The organism is Streptomyces sp. NPDC049813, from assembly GCF_044465085.1.
Taxonomy (GTDB): domain Bacteria; phylum Actinomycetota; class Actinomycetes; order Streptomycetales; family Streptomycetaceae; genus Streptomyces.
In genome coordinates this window covers 112,894-132,965 of sequence record NZ_JBITLI010000001.1, presented here as the reverse complement: position 1 = coordinate 132,965, position 20,072 = coordinate 112,894, and the positions used below count along the sequence as shown (strand labels likewise).

The 20,072-nt window shown below is 68.6% G+C and carries 18 protein-coding genes and 2 pseudogenes; 4 read left to right on the top strand and 16 right to left on the bottom strand.

What is annotated here, in order from left to right; translation table 11 throughout:
* Positions 1-307: 307 nt before the first annotated feature.
* A pseudogene (locus tag ACIBW6_RS00510) lies at positions 308-412 on the top strand (SDR family oxidoreductase); the annotation flags it as partial.
* A 186-nt stretch (positions 413-598) separates the two neighbouring features.
* Here the strand turns inward: ACIBW6_RS00510 and ACIBW6_RS00505 are convergent.
* Entirely contained in the window at positions 599-907 is a 309-nt protein-coding gene (locus ACIBW6_RS00505; RefSeq protein ID WP_399054969.1) for a hypothetical protein, read from the bottom strand.
* 47 nt (positions 908-954) lie between these two features.
* Here ACIBW6_RS00505 and ACIBW6_RS00500 point away from each other — a divergent pair, with 47 nt between their 5' ends.
* Positions 955-1,566, top strand: a complete 612-nt coding sequence (locus tag ACIBW6_RS00500; protein WP_399054967.1) for a hypothetical protein — start codon at positions 955-957, stop codon at positions 1,564-1,566.
* 266 nt (positions 1,567-1,832) lie between these two features.
* Here the strand turns inward: ACIBW6_RS00500 and ACIBW6_RS00495 are convergent, their stop codons facing one another.
* Together ACIBW6_RS00495 and ACIBW6_RS00490 are read right to left on the bottom strand one after the other, a co-directional pair.
* On the bottom strand, positions 1,833-2,516 hold the full coding sequence (locus ACIBW6_RS00495; protein ID WP_399054965.1) for a class F sortase: 684 nt from the start codon (positions 2,514-2,516) through the stop codon (positions 1,833-1,835).
* 43 nt (positions 2,517-2,559) lie between these two features.
* Positions 2,560-3,378, bottom strand: a complete 819-nt coding sequence (locus ACIBW6_RS00490; RefSeq protein ID WP_399054963.1) for a hypothetical protein — start codon at positions 3,376-3,378, stop codon at positions 2,560-2,562.
* A 343-nt stretch (positions 3,379-3,721) separates the two neighbouring features.
* On the opposite strand from ACIBW6_RS00490, the gene ACIBW6_RS00485 reads away from it, so the two are divergent.
* A complete protein-coding gene (locus tag ACIBW6_RS00485) occupies positions 3,722-3,928 on the top strand; it encodes a hypothetical protein (RefSeq protein WP_399054961.1) in 207 nt (68 codons plus the stop codon).
* Between the two features lie 192 nt (positions 3,929-4,120).
* Here the strand turns inward: ACIBW6_RS00485 and ACIBW6_RS00480 are convergent, their stop codons facing one another.
* The 6 genes and pseudogenes from ACIBW6_RS00480 to ACIBW6_RS00455 form a co-directional block, all read right to left on the bottom strand.
* A complete protein-coding gene (locus ACIBW6_RS00480) occupies positions 4,121-4,486 on the bottom strand; it encodes a hypothetical protein (RefSeq protein ID WP_399054959.1) in 366 nt (121 codons plus the stop codon).
* Positions 4,487-4,786: 300 nt separating this feature from the next.
* Positions 4,787-5,380 (bottom strand): hypothetical protein, encoded by a 594-nt coding sequence (locus tag ACIBW6_RS00475; protein WP_399054957.1) that lies wholly within the window; start codon positions 5,378-5,380, stop codon positions 4,787-4,789.
* Between the two features lie 95 nt (positions 5,381-5,475).
* Positions 5,476-5,674: pseudogene (locus tag ACIBW6_RS00470) on the bottom strand (IS5/IS1182 family transposase); the annotation flags it as partial.
* An 84-nt stretch (positions 5,675-5,758) separates the two neighbouring features.
* Entirely contained in the window at positions 5,759-7,360 is a 1,602-nt protein-coding gene (locus tag ACIBW6_RS00465; protein ID WP_399054955.1) for a nickel/cobalt transporter, read from the bottom strand.
* Positions 7,357-8,448, bottom strand: a complete 1,092-nt coding sequence (locus ACIBW6_RS00460) for a tetratricopeptide repeat protein (protein WP_399054953.1) — start codon at positions 8,446-8,448, stop codon at positions 7,357-7,359. Before ACIBW6_RS00460 ends, ACIBW6_RS00465 begins: the two co-directional genes overlap by 4 nt.
* 324 nt (positions 8,449-8,772) lie before the next feature.
* A complete protein-coding gene (locus ACIBW6_RS00455; protein WP_399054951.1) occupies positions 8,773-10,338 on the bottom strand; it encodes a DUF4331 domain-containing protein in 1,566 nt (521 codons plus the stop codon).
* Between the two features lie 996 nt (positions 10,339-11,334).
* Between ACIBW6_RS00455 and ACIBW6_RS00450 the strand changes: the two genes are divergently transcribed.
* Positions 11,335-11,664, top strand: a complete 330-nt coding sequence (locus ACIBW6_RS00450; protein WP_399054949.1) for a chaplin — start codon at positions 11,335-11,337, stop codon at positions 11,662-11,664.
* 190 nt (positions 11,665-11,854) lie between these two features.
* Here the strand turns inward: ACIBW6_RS00450 and ACIBW6_RS00445 are convergent, their stop codons facing one another.
* From ACIBW6_RS00445 to ACIBW6_RS00415, 7 genes are all read right to left on the bottom strand, one after another.
* Positions 11,855-12,505, bottom strand: coding sequence for a fasciclin domain-containing protein (locus tag ACIBW6_RS00445; protein ID WP_399054947.1), 651 nt, complete (start codon positions 12,503-12,505; stop codon positions 11,855-11,857).
* Between the two features lie 168 nt (positions 12,506-12,673).
* Positions 12,674-13,423 (bottom strand): anti-sigma factor domain-containing protein, encoded by a 750-nt coding sequence (locus ACIBW6_RS00440; RefSeq protein ID WP_399056343.1) that lies wholly within the window; start codon positions 13,421-13,423, stop codon positions 12,674-12,676.
* Positions 13,424-13,425: 2 nt separating this feature from the next.
* Positions 13,426-14,010: an ECF RNA polymerase sigma factor SigK gene (gene sigK / locus ACIBW6_RS00435; protein ID WP_399054945.1), complete on the bottom strand. Its 585-nt coding sequence runs from the start codon at positions 14,008-14,010 to the stop codon at positions 13,426-13,428.
* 126 nt (positions 14,011-14,136) lie between these two features.
* On the bottom strand, positions 14,137-15,816 hold the full coding sequence (locus ACIBW6_RS00430; protein ID WP_399054943.1) for a sulfite oxidase: 1,680 nt from the start codon (positions 15,814-15,816) through the stop codon (positions 14,137-14,139).
* A 460-nt stretch (positions 15,817-16,276) separates the two neighbouring features.
* Positions 16,277-16,636 carry an STAS domain-containing protein gene (locus tag ACIBW6_RS00425; RefSeq protein WP_399054941.1) on the bottom strand — a complete coding sequence of 120 codons (360 nt, stop codon included), beginning with the start codon at positions 16,634-16,636 and terminating at the stop codon, positions 16,277-16,279.
* On the bottom strand, positions 16,633-17,898 hold the full coding sequence (locus tag ACIBW6_RS00420; RefSeq protein ID WP_399054938.1) for a PP2C family protein-serine/threonine phosphatase: 1,266 nt from the start codon (positions 17,896-17,898) through the stop codon (positions 16,633-16,635). Before ACIBW6_RS00420 ends, ACIBW6_RS00425 begins: the two co-directional genes overlap by 4 nt.
* Positions 17,899-18,044: 146 nt before the next feature.
* Complete coding sequence (locus ACIBW6_RS00415) at positions 18,045-18,908, bottom strand: SigB/SigF/SigG family RNA polymerase sigma factor (RefSeq protein ID WP_399054935.1); 864 nt, start codon at positions 18,906-18,908, stop codon at positions 18,045-18,047.
* Positions 18,909-20,072 lie beyond the last annotated feature (1,164 nt).

Genomic DNA, 20,072 nt, shown 5'->3' with positions numbered 1-20,072 from the left:
GGGGCGGGGTTCGGGGGACGGCGCGTCTCCCGGGGCCCGCGCCCGGCATGCTGGCTGCTCGCTGCTGGTTGCTCGCCGCGAGAGAGGCCTGCCCCGGCGGCACGCCTCCCTCGGGCCCAGCCCTGTGGAGGCGTGGCCGGCGGGAACCACGCGCCCTGAATCCTCACGACACCTGAGGACACCTCACGCCACGCCGAGGTGCGGCCCTTCCTCGACCTGAAGCACGAGGACGTCACCCGCGTGCTCGACGTCGACCTCGTCGGCCCGTTCCTGTGCGGCCGGCGCCGACGCCTCGTACGTCACCGGCGCCTCGTACGTCACCGGCGCCTCGTTCGTGGCCGGCGGCGAAATGCCGCGCATGGGCCCCCAAGCCGGCTCCCACCTCACGACCGGCACCTGGCGCCGCCCCTGAGATCCGCCCACCCGACCACTGCCGTGCCTCCTCGGCCCACAAGGCGGCCGGGCTCCCCCGTCACCGACACTCGCCTGCAACGTGTCCACTCGCCGCACTCAGAACGGTCTGCACCCCAAGTACCGGGTCGAGAGGCTCCACGAGTTCTCTGGTGGCGACGGCCACAAGGCAGCCGGGGACGACGCGTCAATGCAGCCGGCATTCCCATGGCTCGAAGTCCGGTTCTCCCGGGGGCATCGCTCCAGTGCAGTACCGGTAGAGCCAGGCAGCGGCCCGACGCTCGGCGTACTTCTCGTTGACCGGCTCTCCCCGCTCACCGAGTTCGAGAACGTTCGCGAAGATCGCGACGCAGATCTCCATCTGGGAGGGAGACTCGCGCAACTCCGCCCAGTAGTCGATCCCTTCCAGCATCGGGTGCCCCACCGATCCCCGGGCGAGCCATCCAGCGAAGCGCCGCAGGGCTCCGGAAGCGCCGTGACTGAGATGCGTAGCCATTCGGAGAATCTATCGCCGGCCCTCACTCGCGAGCCGACCGTCACCCCATGGTCAAGGCCTGGTTGCGGGACGAGGATGCAGGCATGTCATCTGAACTGCTGACTGGAGCCGTGGGCCTCCTTGGAGCGGTCCTCGGGGCCGCCGGTGCGGTGTGGGCCGGATCGGTGACCGCAAAGTCGCAACGCCAACAGACACAGGACCAACTTGAGGCAACCCAGATGCGGTGGGTGCTGGATACCAAGCGCGACGCTTACATGCGGCTCCTGACACGAGCATCGATGTGGCAGTCCGCCTCTTGGGAGCTCTTCAACAGCCTCCGCAACGATGTCGACGAGGAGGAGAGAACCGAGATCCACCGCCGGAAGAATGGATGCTGGCAGGAGTTCGCCGCAACCTCGACGGCAGCCATGGTGTTCACGACAGACACAGATGTCCAGGCGGCAACGCGTCGGATGCAGGCGGCTCTCCTCGCCCTCGACCGGCTGTCTGAGGATCGGTACCGCAGGACGGGGCACGACGGGAGGGCCGGCAGCGCGGAAGTCTTCCGTGCGAGAAGCCGCGAGTGCGAGGTCGTGGCCGCCTCTCTGGCGGGGAGAATCGAGGCGGCCCTGAACCTGTCAGTGGCCCCGCCGGGAACCGGGGCGCCGAACACCCGATGAGCTGGGAAGCCGGCCACTCAACAAGTGCCTGTGGGTGACTCTGTCCGGGCAGACCGCGGCGTGCTCCGGCGGAACACTCCGCTCTGCTCCGGTCGGCTTTGCTCCGATCGGCGGCGGCGGGCCAGCAGTGCGGGGCGAAGGTCAGGAGACAGCTCAGCGGGTCGGACGGATGACGTCTCGTTTCACAGGCGCCAACGGTAGCTTCATTCCTGTGCGCCGAGGCCACGTGTGGCAGCCCTTGGCGGGCACACGGGGGACCGTTCACGTCATCGGTAGCTGCTGGACAGGGACGCGTACACCACGACGTTGTCGGCGTAGTGGTGATCCTTCTTCGAGTAGGTACCCCCGCAGGTGATCAGCCGCAGGCCCGCGCCGTCGATGTTGCGGTACACCTCGACAGTGGGGAAGTCATCCTTGGCGTACACCGCCACCCGCTCCACCGTGAACACGGCGGTACGTCCGTCGCGGCGTGCCACCTTTACCTGGTCGCCGACGTCGAGTTCGGAAAGCTTGAAGAAGACCGCGGGTGTTCCGTTCCAGGTCACATGGCCCGCGATGACGGACGGCCCCTTTGCTCCGGGTGTCGGGCCGGGTGCGTACCAGCCGGCTTTCGCCGGGTCCCGGGGTGTGGTCATGGCGTGCTGGCGGTTCAGGCCGAGCTTCTCCAGAGGAGAGGAGACCCGCAACGCTGGGATGGTGACGCGCACGGGCGGGGACGACGGCAGGGCTGACGGTGACGGACTCTCATCCCGTGGGGTGGAGGCTCGGCCTGTCGCCGCGGCGCCAGGTGTCTGCTGTGCGCCGACCGCTGGGCCGGGTTTGGTGACCGCCGCGGGCGGCGCGGGCTGTTGCCGGGCGATACCGGCCCCCAGCAACAGCCCGCCTATCACGACCAGGACGGACAGCCCGACGATGAACGCGGTTCGCCTGTGCTGGGTGTTGCCGTTCATCTGCTTCCCTCCTGGCGGCCGGTTCCGGTTGTGACAGCGGGTGTCAGTCGTCCTCACTGGTTTCGGTCGGGCGCAGCTTGCGCCGACCCGCGTAGAGGAGTCCCGCGGCCAGCAGCGCTGCTCCGCCGGAGGCGAGCATCACCGGTGATTCGACTCCGTTCGTGCTGCCGGAGCCGGTCTCGACTCCACCGGACGGCATCGAGCCGACGGCGGCTCCCTTGACCATGCCGCAGTCGGTGGGCGCGGTGGCCTCCTGCGGGAGCTTGGGGTCGAGTTCGCTCTTGCCCTTGCCGAAGTCGTAGGAGCCGTTGTGGTTGGGGTCGATGCCGTGCTGGACGATGTGCAGGTCCTTGACGTGGTCGGCGGTGGCCTGTGGAACGGTGATCGTGCGGGTGTAGGAGAGGTTTCCGTCCTTGTCCGCGACGGGCATCCGGTCCACGGCCAGGCCGCTCTTCATCGACGTGTCGCCCTTGGTGGTCAGGGAGATGTGGATGTTGCCGTAGGACGGGATTCCCTCCGCGGTGGTGATGATGCCGTCACCGTTCTTGTCGGCGCTGGCATCCGGGCAGTGGAAGTCCTTGCCCGTGGTGTCTCCGTGGATGTGCTGTGCGTGGGGCTGGCCGGGTACGAGGCCGTGGGCCTCGATCTTGACCGTCAGCTGAGTGCCGTCGACGCTGAGCATCGCGGTGCCGTGGGCGCCGGAGTTGTTCAGCTCGGTGAGGTCGATCTGGTAGGCCGAGCCTGCCTTCTCGTTGCCTGCCTGACTCCCGCTGTGGGCGAGGGAGGGCGTGGCCGCGCCGAGCGTGATGGCGGCGGGCAGGGCGAGAAGTGCGGTGAGCCGGGCCGTGCGCTGTGCAGTCACTGCGAACATCCCCTTCGAAGTGGCACATCGGCCGTGATGCCGACGCGCCGCGATTGGGCTCTGATGCAGGTAATCCGTAGCGGCCGCACATCCGGTTTGGTCGATCTCGGATTCCGGATCAGGGGCGGGCCGATTTGCCGGATCCGGAACGGGGTCTGGCAGTCTCGTCGACACCTCCGCCGCGACGCTCAAGGGGCCGCACCGTCCGGCACCCGGCCCCTATGACGGTGGACCGTCCTGACGACTGAACCGCCTCCTTGCCGTTGGAGTGCGCCGAAACTGGTATACAGCCAGTTCCGGCCTACTGTGGCAAACAGATGGACTAAGGGAGCCTGCGGCAGGGATGCAGCAGCGGAACAACGGCGCCACGAGCAAGCCTGGACACCAGAACCGCCCCTTGGTGCTGCACATGAGCAGCGAGGAACTCGTCATCCGCCTCAGCCGCCATCTCCACCTGCAGAAAGTACGCGCGCGCACCCCCGCACCAACCACCGCGGGCCCGGACACCGCCCTCCCCGCAACGGACCCCGGCTCGTCCGACGACTACTGAGAGCCGGCTCAGGCAGGTCAGTGCTGTGACCGGAAACGATCACCGGTTCGGGGCCACCGGTTTCAGCAGGGACTGCTGTGGACGATTGGCGTGGCGGGGGGGCGGACTACGGCGTGCGCCATGATGGGAGAGTCTGATCGTTCCGCCTTGACCGCCGGGGTGTGCATCGCGCTGAAGAAGTGCTGCCCGGGCTCACGTACGGAGCTGGTCGGCTCGCCGGCATCGGGTACGGCGGATGCTTTCAGTGACATCGACATCGCGCGGGTGGTGCCGGACACGCAGTTCCCGGATTGTCTGGCTCGCGTGGCAAAGGCGCTGGCAGAGGTCCGACTGGTCGACAGCGTCCGCCGTGACCCGGACTTCTGCCACTCCGACCGCCGCCGCGTGCTGTTCGTCCCACACGATGGCCAGCGCTTCCCTGTCGGTGAGGGGCGCGGGTATGGAGTGCGGCACGCCGCCGAGCCGCGCCGCCAGCTCCGGTGCGGTGATGCCTCGTGCCCACACCACAGCGTCCCACCAGCCGCCTTCTTCCTCCAGCAGCCACTGAATTCCGGTCATGAGTTCCCTCCTTGGAGCACGAGTTCATCTCATGCTTCTGTCTGTACTCCGTGGCTCCACAGTGACTTCCGTGTGTGCGTAGACGGGCGTGGCCAGCAACTTCGCGGCGCACAGTCTGTCGGCCCGCACTGACAGCACGAATCGCCAAGCGGGTTTCCCCCCGTCTCGCCTTCCGGCCTATCGGGGCACCACCCGGCAGACCAGCCGGTCGGCGGCGTGATCGGCGGTGCAGGGCGGTGGCCGGAGCGAGTAAAGCCAACGGTTCCTCTGCAGGGCTGCGGCCATGGCGGGATAGGCGATTCACTGCTCGGAGAAGTACGCAGGCGGACGCACGCGCATGCGGGAGGCGATGCTGCGCAGCAGTGCGCTGCTGACCGGTGGGGTGCGCGCCTCGACCACGGCGACCGCATCACCGACCCGGGTGAAGTACCAGAGGAAGTCATACCTCGACCACCGCCACACCCCGGGGGCGACGGGGGTGCAGGCCGGTGCGGGCACCGGAGAGACGCTGGTGAGCGCCGCGCGGTGCGAGGGCGGCATGAAGTTCGGCAGGCGAGGACCGACCACGACCTGGATGACCCGGTGGAGCTCCTCCATGGAGTCGGCGTGCTGGCCTGCGTCGTCCGGGGCGATCCGGTAGTAGAAGGTGGGCCGGCTGCAGGGCACCGTTCCGCTGGTGCCGACGCCCTCCAGGTGGTAGCCGTCGGGCACATTGGGTGCCAGCAACGGCACGCCCGCACGCGCGAGTTCGGTGCTCTGCCTGTGGTGGGCCAGCTGCGTGGAGGCGAGGGAGTCGAGCGGCATCAGCAGGACCAGGGCCAGGGCGGCGGCCGCTCGCGGCCACAGGGGCCGGCGGGTCTGGGTGCACCATGCCGCGAGGGCGAACGCTCCCATGCACAGGGCCGCCTGAAGGGGAATGGCGCCGTTCGGCAGCCACCGCACCGAGTCCAGGCACCAGAGCAGATAGCAGCCAATGCCGGTGCCCAGCAGGCAAGGACGCCGTCCAGGACGACGAAGTCCGGATCGTGTGCGCGCAGCGTCTTGAGCAGGCCCGGCGCCTGGTCGGCGAGCAGGCCGGCGACTGGGGTGACGCAGGCGTGGGCGGTGCCCACGGATTCCGAAGGCAGCGGCGCTCTGGGCGAGGGGGTCGTGGCGGCGCAGGTACACGAGTGCGACACGGGACCCCTGTCCGTTGCGCACCTCTCCCGCACACCGCCCCGTCACCCAATCAGTGGCCACTCCGAAAACGCTCAGTGACACTTGTCCGTCAGTTCACCACGGGCCGATGGCGGCTCGCACGACGAGGCCGAGGCCCACGGTCGATACGAGAGCGGCAGTGCCGACAGGGCCGTAGCGAGCCAAGCGCCGCAGACGCTTCCACCGGACGACGTTTGTTGCGCGCAGACCGGCTTCGATGCGGACTCGTAGGCGTACCAGGAGGAGTCCGGCGAGTGTGAGCGTTCCGGCCATGCCGATGCCGTAGCCGACGACGAGGGTGATGCCGAAGGCGGTTCGGCCCAGTGCGATGGCGCCGAGCAGCACGACGAGAGCTGAGGGACTCGGGACGAGGCCGCCTGCGATGCCCATACCGATGAGACCGCTGCGCTTCGCCCGCGGCGCGTGGCGCGCATGGTGGTGAAGGTGGCGGTCCTCCTTGGTGAGCAGCGCGATGTGACTGGACGCGAATTCGGTCGGTCGAGCGTGGTCGCGGTGAGGAGCAGGCAGACGCAAGGTGTGGTGCTCGTGCGCCGAACCACCGGCGTCGCCGTGATGGTGGTCATCGTGATGATGGTGGTGGCCGTGGTGAGGGCGCGCATCGCGGCTGAGGAGTGCGGAGCGCAGGAGCCACAGGCCAATGCCTGTGATCAGGAGGCCGCTGATGACACCGAGCCAGGTGAGCACTGCTTCGCCGGCGAGGTTCGTGGCGAGAGGGAGGGCCAGTCCCAGCGCGAGGACGCCCGCGGTGTGGGTGAAGGTCACGGTGGCACCGACGGTCAGGGCGTCCCGCGGAGTGCCGCGCTTGCCGGCCAGGTAAGCCGCCATCAGAGTCTTGCCATGTCCGGGCATGGCGGCGTGGGAGGCGCCCAGGACGAGCGAGAGCAACAGCGCCAGCAGTCCGACGGGAACGGTCAGTTCGCGGGCCCCCAGCAGGGAGTCGAAGGTGTTCTGCACGGTGGACAGCGCCGTCGCGATCGGGCCTGCGGAGGGCAGGACGTCGCGTACCGAGGCCAGGGCTTTCGTGCTGCCTGGCTCGGTGCGCAGGTCGGCGCTGCGTCGGTTCACGGGCGACGCCAGGGGATCCCCGGGGTAGTGCCGTAGCTCGTCGGTCGACGACCGGGCCGGCACATCGGAGGAGGCCAGGGCCAGCCCGTCGGCGCGTGCCGTGATCTCCTGCCATCCGACGCGCCGGGTGTCGTACGTCGTACGCAGGCCGATGGAGGCCGGGGAGCGCAGGTCCACGGGTGCGGTCATATCGCACTCGAGTCGGCTGGTCGGAAGCCCTGCCTCGCCCGGAGGGCGGCTGAAATGACTGGATGAGACATGCCATTGGAGACGAGCTTTGTCGACAGTGGTGATGAGTTGTCGCTCCAGGACGCTGCACGCCGCGCGCGCGTAGTGCGTACTCTCGCGGCCGCTGATGCGTCCGTCGCGGTCGGTGTCGATGTCCTGGAGTTCTTGTGCGGTGGAGATCTCCGCACGGTCCACGACGATGCGGGCGTCGACGCGTTCTGGGTGCAGGACGAGTCCGGTGTGGTGATTGACGGTGAAGTTTCCCAGGGGGTGTGCCGTCGCGGGAGTCGCGGTGACGGCGGCACTGAGGCATGTGACAGCTGCCAGCACGGCGGCAACGGTGCGTGGGGCGGTCGAGTTCATCGGGCTCCGTCGATTCTGTTGAGCACGGCGCGGGCCTCAGGGGCGTGCAGGGGATGGAAGTGCACGTCGATCGCGAGAGCTCGTCGGAGCTCGCCGCGTGCCTCTGTCGTTCGGCCGAGCGACTGATGGATCATCGCGCGGTGGAAAAGGAAGAGCGCGCTTCGTGTGCCCAACGCCAGTGCGCGGTCGGCCTCGCCGAGGGCTTCCTGGTCTCGGCCCGCTCGGTGCAGCGCCCAGGCATAGGCGTCATGCACCGCGATGAACGGTCGTGCGGCGATGGTCTGGCGGCCCATGGCGACGGCGGCCCGGGGATCGCCGTGGTCGGCCTCGAAGAGGATCGCATCCGTGTCGGCCTGTCCCCCGGTCTCTTTGCGTACCGCATCCTGGGCACGCAGGACGCGGTACTGGTTCTGCGCTGCATCCGGGTGGCCCAGGGCCTGTTGGAGTTCGCCGAGTGCCAGCAGATAGTGGGGCAACGGTGCGATGGCGATGGCCTCGGTGTAATCCCTTACGGCCCGCGTGTTATCGCCGAGCATGGTGTAGGCGCGGGCGCGTGCTTCCAACAGGCCACTGTCGTGCGGGGCCCGCTTGAGCCCTGCCTGCGCCTCGTGCAGCGCGGCCCGGGCGTCGCCGGCGTCCGAGGCGAGGAGGGAGAGGTGCGTGAAGGCGAACGAGCGCTCGGCCGGGGAAGCAGCCGCCTTGAGAGAGCGACTCATCAGCGTGCGAGCCCGTCCAGTGTCGCCGCGCAGTTCCCACGTGTAGGAGGCTCGGGCCAGGGACGTGCTGTCAGGCCGGAGGTCGGTCATGCGTTGGACCGCGTCGAATGCCTCCTCGTACCGGCCGAGTTGGGTGTAGGCGTCGGCCAGGACGCCGTATGCCGACGCGCTGAAGGGATTCGTCGTAGTGGCTTGGAGCGACCAGGTCAGTGCCCGGGCGAAATCGTGCCGGCCTGCGGCGAGGGCCGCCGTGGCTGTCTCCGCGTGGTCGTTGCCGGCCGGTTGCTCCTTCAGCGACCGTCGTAGTGCCGCCTCGGCTCTGGCATAGGTCGCCGGGTCGGCGTTCTGCCGGGCCTGCTGCACGTACGCCATCCCCAGAGCCGACCAGGCATCGGGATCTGTGGGGAGTTGACGCACGCGCTGCTGGAGCGCAGCCAGTGATCCGCCGTGCACGGTACTGGAGGAAGTCGCGATCTCGGGGGTGGCGGAGCCCAGCGGTGAGAAGCCCAGAGCCCCGGCGGTGAACAGGGCGGCGCCCAGGCCAATGCAGACGGCCGCGCTCCGCACACGTCTGCGCCGCAGAGGCAGTCGACGGGGACGGTCGCTGGTCACGAAGACCTCCGGAACAAGGATTTGGGCCCCGGCGGGCCAGGCATCATCGTCTGGCCCGCCGAGGGCGGTGCGCGGTGGGAGGGATCAGGCAGTGGTGCGCTTGCGGCGCATCCGGTAGCTGCCGACGCCGAGCAGGAGTGCTCCCGCCGCGGTGACGGTCGACGTCTGTGTCGTCTTCAGCGACGACTGCGGGGCGCCGGGACTCCCCGCGGCCGGCTTGTGGACACTCTTGGTGCTGGGCAGCGCCAGGTAGGGGAACGACGAGCCGAAGGCGGTGTCGTTGGCGTTCACCTGGTCGCCGTCGGCGAGTGCGGGCACGAGCTTGCCGCTCTGCGCCGCGCCCTCGACGGCTTGGAGCGAGATGTCGATGACGTCGTCGCTCAGGCGGCGGCCGTTGGGGAAGCCGCCCAGGTCGCCGGCGAGCACTCCGAGCCGGCTGGGCTTGGCGGTGGGGGCGACGGCCATGTTCAGGCGTAGTTCCTCGGCGGGGACGATCCTTCGCTGGTCTGCGTCCTTGTTGAGGCGGTGGGCGTTGAGGTCGGCCTTGATTGGGCCGCACGCCTTGCAGATTCCGGTCAGGAAGATCTCGGCGAGGTCGTTGCGCGGAGTGGCGGGGGCCGGTACCCCGTAGACCTTCTGGATCAGCTTGGGCAGGACCGGGTCGAGGACCTTGTCGACGACGGGCTTGACCGTGCGGTCCTGGTCGGGGGAGAGGGTGTTGAAGGCGTCCTTGTACTTGAGCGGCACGACGACCTCGTTGACCAGCGGGTTGCCCAGGCGGGAGACCTGGCGCCACCCGTCGTGGCGGCCGGATCGGCTGTCGGACACCTGGGCACCGCGGCGCTCGGTGGTCGACCACACGCCCACGACCGGGTTGCGGGAACTGTTCCCGCGCAGCGCGAGGGCCTTCTTGGGGATCTGCAGCGCGACGGTGTTCACGTTGTACCCGGCCAGCGTGTCCTGGCCGCGCTCGCTCAGATTTCCTCCGTACAGGAGGTCGAAGACGCGCAGGTCGGCGAAGAACGGGTCGTCGGCCTGCCCGGCGAACGCTTTTGCCTGGCCGCCGACCGGGCGCAGGGCCTGCGCGCGCAGGGCACCGTAGTGGGGCATGGAGGCGCTGCCGGTGCGGGAAGGGGCCACCGGCGCGTCGTGCAGCAGGGTGCGGGTGTGGTGACGGCTGTCAGAGACGGTGAGGTCGTAGGTCTGCCGGAAGTTCAGGTCGGGGTCGGTCAGTGAGGTGACCTGCCCGGTGTTGTACAGGAACTGTCCGCCCGCGTCGCGCACCCGGTTGCGGAACTTCCAGGTGTAGGTCAGGTCCGGGCGCCCGTCACCGGTGTTGTCGATCTTGATGTGGTAGCGGGCGTCGTCGGCGAAGGCGTAGAAGTTGGGTCCGCCGTTGGGCTCTTCGAAGGGAATCCAGTTCGCGACCAGGGTGACCGTGTCAGTGCGGTCGGGGCTGGTGAAGGCGTAGACGTCGGTGTTGTCGGCACGCGGGTCGCCCGCGATCAGGGGCGCCTCACGGTGACTGGAGGCGGCGCTGGGGGTCGGCGCGAGCGCCAACCCGGCCAGGCCCGCCGCCAGTGCGCCGGCGCCCAGAACAACCAGTGCCTGGTCGACCACACGCCTGGACGGCCTCTTGGTACGGGACATGAGCGGAGGTTCCTTCCGTGACAGGACGCCCGCCCGAAGAAGCGATGCGGCCTGGGAGGTGTGGACGCAGTGCGGGCCCGCCCGTCACCAACGGCGCGCTGGGAGCCTGACGGCCAAGCAAAATCCGGCGCTACTGCGCGACATGAGAAATGCCTTGATGGAGAGAACCACGGGATTCGCCTCGCAAGCGACCATCCCGCGCACCGCAATTCGCGAGCCCCTCTCCGCGAACTGCGGGAACCGCAGGTAGGAGACTTGTGTGCGCGAAAAATTGACCTCTAGAAGTTATGCAAAATGCGTATGCGCGTTGCGCCGAAAGAGGGATGAGGGCCGGCGTCCGGCCGCTCAACTGGTCCTGTGGTGCGCAGAGATGCCGCATCGAACATGTGCAATTCGTTCACTCGCCCAACGGTGAAACGTTCCTCTGGAAGTGAGGGAAGAAGACCACTGAGCCATTCGAGGGGAGTTGGCGCAATAGACCAATCCGGAACAGTATCCGTTCCGGATGAAATCGCTGCACCTTTCTATTCCCGCCGGCAATTCGCCGCCCAGCTGCCCATCCGCCACTTGTACGACCACCGACTCGAACCCCGCGATTCCGGCTGTCCGATGATCCCGGAGGCCGGCCTGCGTGCGCCGCTCTGCATCCTCGCGCGTAGCGTCGAGAGGTCGCCGGCGGGTGCAACAGGCCGACACCGCTGGAAGAAGGTGGCAGTTCGCGGTGATGCCGGCCGCATCGGTCCCTGCGACACCGCGGCGAGACACCGGTGTATCGCGATCAGGACCCGGGTTCGGTCCGCGGCTCGTCGAGGACCGAGGCCCCGGTGGGTGACCGACTTGAACGGGCGTCAGCGGGTAGCGCATGGTCCGGACGGGTGAACTCCAGCCGTGCGGCCAATCCCTGCTCCCAGGACGCTCCGGATTGCCGGTGAGAAGCCAACCACTTCTCGTCCCCGCCCCAACGGGAGGGGACCGTTCGGAAGTATGGAGCGTTTCATGTCTCGTGTGCTGAAGAGTGCGGCGATCGCGGTGGCCATCGCCGGTTCGGTCCTGGCCGGTGCGGGCGCGGCGTCCGCGGATGCCGGAGCCGAGGGGGCTGCTGTGGGTTCGCCGGGCGTGCTGTCAGGCAACGTCCTCCAGGTGCCGGTCCACGTCCCGGTCAACGCCTGCGGCAACACCGTCGACGTCATCGGCCTGCTCAATCCGGCCTTCGGCAACGGCTGCGCCAACGGTTCGGGCGACTGGGGCCGCCACGGCTGGGACGAGAGCCGGGAGGGCCGACACGGCTCGATGAACCACGACGGCCACATGGGCATGTGGAAGTAGCCACGGCTCATTGGTAGCGGCGGCGGGCCCGTCACAGGCCCGCCGCCGTATCACGCAACCCTGGTGGCGCAGGTTCAACCGGCGCCAGGGATGTGGTGCCCAGGTGAGGCGGCCGGCGACTGCGCTTCCGAATCGCCGGCCCTCCCGCCCCCGGTCACAACCGCCGGGAGTCTGCCCGGCTCACGTTCCGTCAGCTCTTGGGCATGAGGACGGAGTCGATGATGTACACGTTGGCGTTGGCGGTCTTCACGTTGCCGCAGACCACGTTCGCGCTGTCGTTGACCTTGTAGGACTCGCCCGAGCCAGAGGTCATCACCTTTGACTTCTCCAGCGTGTCGAAGGAGCCGTTCTCCAGGTCCTTGGGCGCCAGCTTCTGCCCGACGACGTGGTAGGTCAGGATCTTGGTCAGCTGGGCCTTGTCGTTGAGGACCTTGTCCAGGTCCGCCTTCGGGATCTTCGCGAAGGCGTCGTTGGTCGGCGCGAACACCGTGATGTTCTTGGCGTTGTTCAGCGTGTCGACGAGGCCGGCCTTCTTCACCGCGGTGACGAGCGTGGACAGGGCGGGGTTGTTGGAGGCGGCGGTCGCGACCGGGTCCTTGGCCATCCCGTCGAACGAACCGGCACCGTCCTTCGGCACCGACGCGCAAGCCGGACCGAAGGGCTGGTCGGAGTCCGTCATGTCGTCCGAGGGGCTGGCCATGTCGGAGCCCTTCGAGGCGGCCGCCGACGAGCTGTCGGAGGCCTTGTCCTTGGAGTCGTTGTCGGAGCACGCCGTCAGGGCCAGCGGCAACATGGCGGCGGCGGCAACGACAACAGCAACACGGCGGACTCGAGTCTGCATGACAATCCCTCAGTGATCAGATCCGTGAAGGCCATCCGCCTCCATCGAACGGAATCCGGAGCACGAGGCACGACGGATTGGTGGATTCTCGAAAGAGTGAGCAGCAGGCGCCGTCACCCGGCGGAGGGAGCTGCCTCGACCACGTTGGCGTGTGCCCGGGCCGTACGCTCAGGCGGGCAGGGCCATCGTCGCCAGCGGCGGACTGGTCGGCTGCTGTGAGCCCCCGGCCGGCTCCAGCGTGATGCCGACTCCCGTGGCTCTGCCCAGGCTGCCGTCCATCAGCACGCTCTGATTCGTGCGCGAGGCGTCCATCAGGCCGGCCGGGCGCATGCGGCCGCCGTCGGCGAACCACAGTTGATACACCTTGCCCTGGGGCGGAGCCGTCATCCGGGAGGCGATGAACACGGCCTTGCCGGTGCTCTGCGAGACGACCACCGAACCACGTGCCCCGCCCTTCAGGGACGTGGAGGCCACCTTGGCATCGGACGCGGCGAGAACCGCCGCGACCTGGTCGGACTGCGCTTGCAGGGCCTCGGCCCGGTGACGGGCCTCGCCGGCCTGGTGGTGCTCCCATGCGGTGGTTCCACCAAGGGCAGCGATACCGGCCGCGCAGGCGGCCAGAGCCCACCTCAGAGCCTTGCCGTGCCGTGTCCTGGTCCGGCCGGACGAAGCGGCCAGGGAGCCGGGGGGCTCCTGGCGCACCTCAGCGATCTGCCGCAGCACCTGTGATTTCAGGTGCTGCGGTGCGCGGCTCGTGGTGGCCAGGGCGAGGCGGCCGGCGGTGGCGGTGAACTCCCGCACCTCCAGCGCGCATGTTTCGCAGCCGGCCAGGTGCGCCTCGAACGCGTCGCGTTCGTCGTCGTCGAGTGCGTCGAGCGCGTACGCGCCCGTCAGTGTGTGCACATTGCCCGTGTCCACGGTCATGCCGTCACCCCCATACAGTCACGGAGCCGGATGAGCCCGTCCCGCAGCCGCGTCTTGATCGTGCCCAAAGGCGCCGACAATTCTGCAGCGACCTCTTTATAGGTCAAGCCCTGGTAGTAAGCCAGCGTGACCGACCGACGCTGGATCTCACTGAGCGAACGCAGGCACCGGCGGAGTTCTTCTCGTTCCTGTTCTGCCTCGACCTGCTCGGACACCTCGTCGAACTCCGGGGTCCGGTCGAGCAGAGCGGCCCGGTGATCGCGAGCGGCCGCGGATTCGACGGAGCGGACGCGGTCGACGGTGCGCCGGTGGGCCAGCGTGAGGATCCAGTTGAGCACCGTTCCTCGCTCGGGGCGGTAACGGCCGGCCTTGCGCCACACCTCGACCCACACCTCTTGGACGACTTCCTCGGCCTGGGCGCGGTCGCGCAGTACCCGGTGGACCAACCCGAAGACGGCGTGGCAGGCAGCGTCGTAGACGGCGGCGAACGCCTCTTGGTCTCCCGCCCCGACCCGGCTGAGGAGCGCGGGCAGATCCGGGCCGTGGTCTGGGTCGGGACCGATCGAGATGGCCTGCGTCATGCGCCGCCTTCCGAAGACCGCTGGAACGCGGTGTGAACTGGGTGACCACACCAGTAACTCATGGGCGCCCGGTCCACCCGCCATGGGGATCATCTTCGTCGCTTCCTGTCCGTTCCGTTGCGCGGATTAGTCGACGGTGACGACAACCGAGTGCCAGCCGGAGGCACCGTCGGGGATCGTCGGGGTGCGCTTCTCTGTCTGTGTCTCGCCGGTGCGGTCCGTGGCCCGCACGGTCAGCGTGTGACCGCCCTTTGCGGCAGGCCACTCGTACGACCACTGCCGCCAGGTGTCCCGCGTGTCTTCTGCGGCCAGCCGTGCCTTCTCCCACGGCCCGTCGTCGACCCGCACCTCGACCTTGTCGATTCCGCGGTGTTGAGCCCACGCCACCCCGGCGACCATGACCGTGCCCGCCTTCGGGCGACCGAACGGCTTGGGCGTGTCGATGCGTGACTCGGTCTTGATCGGGGCCTTCTGCGCCCAGTCCCGTTTGACCCAGTACGAGTCGTAGGCGTCGAAGGTGGTGAGCTCGATGTCTTTGATCCACTTGCAGGCCGATACGTAGCCGTACAGTCCGGGCACGAGCATGCGGACCGGGAAGCCGTGCTCGAAAGGCAGCGGCTGACCGTTCATGCCCACGGCGAGCATCGCGTCGCGGCCGTCCATGACGTCGTCGACCGGGCTGCCGATCGTCATGCCGTCCACCGAGCGTGCCACCAGCTGATCGGCCGGGCCGCCCTTCGACGGCGGTCGCACCCCGCACTCCTGCAGGAGATCGGCGAGGCGGACTCCGATCCAGCGGGCGTTGCCGACGTAGGGGCCGCCGACCTCGTTGGACACACACGTGAGGGTGATGTTCCGCTCGATGAGTGGCATTCTCAGCAGGTCGTCGAAGGACAGTGTCCGTTCACGCGTCACTCCCCTGCCGTGGATACGCAGCCGCCAGGACGTTGCATCGACTTTGGGCACCACGAGCGCGGTGTCGACACGGTAGAAGTCGCCGTTGGGCGTCATGAACGGGCTGATGTCCTTGACCCGCAGCGCGGCCCCCTTGGGGACGGGCGCCGCTGACGACGACGGGGCAGGGATCATCACCTTGTTGCGGGACGCGACGGCGTTCTGACCTTGCGAACCGTTCAACGCCCGGCCTGCCAGACCCGCTCCGGTGGAGGCCGCCGCGGCGGCGGTCGCGGCCAGGATGAAGCCCCGACGGTCCCACCCTGGCTCCCCTGCTTCGTTCTTCGCGCCTGTAGGAGTGGCGCCGTCCATGGGCGCGCCGACTCCCGTGGATGCGGCGTCTGCCGTCTCCGTCTGCCCGCTCGGCCGGTCGACCGGCGCGCGGAAGGTTCCCAGCCGGCCGATCAGCCAGTACAGGAGTCCGGCACCGACCACGGCTCCCACCACGGACGGCAACGCGTCACTGACGCTGGTCGAGTCGGGCCTGCTCGTGGCGGCCAAGGCACCGACCACCCCGAAGACCAGCACGCCGGCCGAACCGATGGCCCGCCATCGTGCGGCCACCGCACCCAGGACCAGAGCGAGAACAGTCAGCACGGCGAGGATCCCGAGTTGGAGAACGAGTTTGTCGTCCGTGCCGAAGTGCTGGATCGCCCAGTCCTTCACACCCGGCGGCGTGCGATCGATGGCCGCCCCGCCGACAGCGATGACCGGCCCCGACTCCGGCCGCACCGCCGCAGAGACCAACTCGGCCACCGCGATCGCCGCGTAGCCTGCGAGGAGGCCGCTCAGGGCGCCGAGCGACAGGCGTTTGATGCCGCGCAGCGGCTGGGGTGGTACGTCGTGGTCCATGACCGGAATCCGTCCTGGAGGCGCGCTCGGATTGGTCCTTCACACCATTGGGGTAGAGGCGAAGAGCGCCGGCTTCACCACTGGGCCAGCAACCTGTGGCCCGCCCCCCAATCGACGACAGGCTTCATCGAGGGGGCGGTTCCGCCAGATGATCCGGTCGCCCGTCTGGGGCGGTGCCGGCGAGTGCTGTCACGCGGCATCGCGTGGTCACCGCCGGACACCCGGATCATGTCCGCCGTCGCACCGGCGATCCGGGCTCGCCGCACGAACGCCGCTGCGGCGCTCGGGTCGGTGACGCGGTCACGGTCGCCGTGCCGGACGATGACAGACCACCGCGTCGTGTGGGAAGACACTCCTCTACGGTGTCGATGAGCGCAGAGCCACTGCCGCGGCCCCGGCCGCTTCCCTCAGTTGGTGTCATGCCCGAGTATGCGCGTGCGCATCAGCTGGAAGAGCATGCTCATTCGGCCGGCGGTGGCTGCCAGGCTGCTTCGGCGTCCTGAACGGTGGGGTAGGTGGGGAAGACGCGGTCCAGGCCGACCATGGTGAAGATCCGTCGGACCCGGTCAGGGACCGCCACCAGCGCCAGGGTGGCACCAGCAGCCATTGCGTGATTGCGGGCCGCGATCAAAGCGGTGATGCCACTGGAGTCGCAGAAGGTGAGCGCACCCAGATCGACGAGGAGTTGCTGCCCGTGGCCGAGCGGCAAAGTGGGCAGGACACCGCGGATCCGGGGGGCAGTGTGGTGGTCCAGATCGCCGCTCACCTCGATGGCGGCTCCGGCCGGGAGAATTCGGGTGGTCACGCTGAGGTCGGTCACTGCTGCTCTTCACGGTGGGTTCGGGGCACGCTGACGGCCAGGACAGCAGTGTCGTCGTCGACCCCGGAGCCCAAGCTGTCAAGCAGCGCGCGGATCGCGGTGACGGTGTCATCCGCTGTCGTGGGGGCCAGGGAGCGGGCGAAGTCCAGCAGGGCCGGGTCGCCATAGCGGTCACCGGCGACAGCGGTGTGGGCCTCGGTGAGACCGTCGGTGTGCAGCAGGAGGGTATCGCCCGGTTCGAGGCGCAGGCTGGTGGTGGCGATGTGGGCGTCGGGCAGGACCCCGATCAGCTGGCCACCGGGAGTGGGCAGGAAGTCGGCGGTTCCGTCGGCGCGCAGCAGCAGGGCGGGCGGGTGCCCCCCGCCGGCCAGCGTGATCCGGAAGGCGCCCTCGTCACCATCGGGGGTGAGCAGGCCGAAGATGACCGTGCAGAACCTTGGGTCGTCACCGCTGTATTCGTGGTTCAGCACGGTGTTGAGGTTGGCCAGGACCGTGGCCGGGTCCGGGTCATAGACCGCGGCCGCGCGCAGGGTGTAGCGGGCCAGCGACGTGATCGCCGCGGCTGCGGCCCCTTTCCCGCAGACGTCGCCCAGGAACAGTCCCCAGGTCCCGGCCGCGAGGGGGAACAGGTCGTAGAAGTCTCCGCCGACCTCGTCCACGGAGGCGATGTGGTAGTGCGCAGCCACGTTCAGGCCGGGAACGTCGGCCAGGGCAGGGGGCAGCAGCGTGTTCTGCAGGGTGGTGGCCAGCTGGCGGAGGCGCTGTTGTTCGCGTTCGGAGTCTTCGCGGGCGCGCAGGAGTTCTTCCTCGTAGGCGCGGCGGTCACGGGCGTCGGAGACGGTGGTGCGGACCAGCAGCGGCAGCCCGTCCGTGCCCTTCTTGACGCTCGAGGTCACCAGGACCGGCAGGCGGCTGCCATCAGCCGCCTGCAGTTCCAGGGAGATCCCGCTGATCTCGCCCTGAAGCCGCAACTGGGGGGCAAGGTGCGTCTCGTGATAGATGCGCCCGCCTACGGTGAGCAGCTCCGAGAAACGTCTCTTGCCGATCAGATCGTCACGCTCGTAGCCCAGCCAGGACAGCAGCGTGGCGTTGATCTTGGCGATCCTCCCGTCCAGCAGGGTGGAGAGATAGCCGCACGGAGCGTTCTCGTACAGATCCTCCGTGCTGTCCTCCAGCAGCGCCGAGAACCGTGCGATGTCGAAGTCCGAGCCATCCTGGCCGTCGCCGGAAGCACTGTCCTTGTTGTTTCCGGTCTCACACATCACTGAAGGGCTCCACGGACGGGGCGATGGTGTGTCTCATCTCTGTGCAACCCAGCGGTCAGCGGCTGAGGACGGTCAGCCGCCGGTCGATGCCCGGATCAGCATGCCGCGATGTCTGCAGCATCCGCACCCGGGGGCCGGGATACCTAACTGCCGGCCATCAGGCCGGTGCGGAGCTTGGCGACCAGGCGGGTGATCAGGCGGGAGACGTGCATCTGGGAGCAGCCGAGCTGGTCGGCGATCTGCTGTTGGGTCTGCTCTTCGACGAAGCGGAGGTGGACGAGGGTGCGGTCGCGCTCGTCCAGTTCGGCGATCAGGGGCGCCAGGGCGTGGAAGTTGTCCACGAGTTCGAAGCGCTCTTCGTCGATGCCGATGAAGTCGGCGAGCATCGTGTCGGACTCGTCGTCCGCGCCGTTGACCGCCGCGTCCAGGGAGACGCTGTTGTAGCCGTTGGACGCCTTCTGCGCTTCGGCCACCTCCGCCACGTCCAGCTGCATCAGTTCGGCGAGCTCGGCGGTGGAGGGCGTACGACCCAGCCGGGTGCGCAGCTCCTCGGTGGCCTTGGACAGTTCGATCCGGGCCTCTTGGAGGCGGCGCGGGACGTGCACCGCCCAAGAGGTGTCGCGGAAGAACCGCTTGATCTCACCGGTGATGTAGGGCACGGCGAAGGAGGTGAACTCGACCTCGCGGGTCAGCTCGAACCGGTCGATCGCCTTGATCAGGCCGATCGTACCGACCTGGACGATGTCCTCCATCTCCTGCGGGCCCCGGTGGCGGAACCGTGAGGCGGCGTAGGTGACGAGGGAGAGGTTCATCTCGATCAGTACATTGCGCACGTAGGAGTACTCGGGCGTGCCTTCTTCGACCTGGGTGAGGCGGTCGAAGAAGTGACGGCCGACGGCGCGGGCGTCCTTCGGGGCTACCGAGGCCGGGTCGGCGTAGGCGCGCTCGATCAGCTCCGGCGCAGACTGATGTGTCCGGATGAGTGCCTGCGCTGTCACGGTGGTCATGCGTTCCCGCCCCTTGAATTGCCTGATCGAGCCTGGCTGCCGCTCCCCCGTCCCTGTCCGGCTACCCCGTATCGGCACGCGCACTCTCGTCCACCCAGGTCCGGCTTGAGTCGCCGTGTCAGGAAGCAGGGCGCAGCACTGCCTTGGCACCACCGCTTGGCCGCACGCTCCGCACGCGAGAGGATCGCGTGGAGAAGCTTGGTAACGTCCCGCAGCTGTCCCCGGCAGGACACCGATCCGAGAGAACGAAGGACTGGCAAACCGCAGCCACGGAAGGAAACATCACCTCCCGGCTCAGAATCCGCCAGGTCCCGGCCGGCCCGTCCACAGTGCTCGCCTGCCTCTCCGGAGAGCTCGACAGCAACACGACCGCTCTGCTGCACGAGGTGATCGCTCAGGCGGATGGCCGCTCTTGCCTGAAAGCGCACGTTCGACGCTCGGTGCCGGTCAGATTGGACTCAGCGGCAGCCGACGTCGCAGGTTCGCCTGGTCGATGGCTGTGTCGGCGATGGATCCGGTCCAGCCGATGAGGACTTTGGTACCGGTGGCATCCAGTGCTTGGCAGATGCGATGCGGGGACCGATCCGTACGCGCCCGGAACGGATCGCCCCCGACGCCGGTTCCGCACGCACACGCGGAACCGGCTCCCATCACCTTCTTCCCACACGTTGCGTCAGCCGTTGCCGCGCGTCGCGGCTCCCGGCCTCAACGGGCGTCGGCGATCACGACCGTCCGGTCCCGCCGGATCAGGGCCGCAGCTCGCAGAAGGAGAGCAAGCAGACATTGCCGCCCTGCACCAGGCCTATGCCCCCCTGCTGGTCCCCTCCTGACCCCGTCGAACAGTGGGAAAGCAGGCACAGGTTGAGGCCTTGCGTCCCTCGGTAACCGTGTCCGGCTGTAGCCGAGTGGGACGCGGGTGCCTCCTGACGGGACCACGCGCCCTCCGCCTTCCCCGACGCGCCGGACGCCGGCGCCGCCGACGCCGCTGTCACGCCGGCAAGGCTCAAGGCGAGTGCGCCGCCCGCCACGACGATGCCGCGAAACGGCCTGGCCCATCCTGGCTTGTGCATCTGTTGGTGCTCCTCTGCGCTCGCATTCACTGACAGGTGACCGCTCGCCACCCCTGGCCCCCGTGATCCGGAGCCCTCCCCCATCCGGATGGGT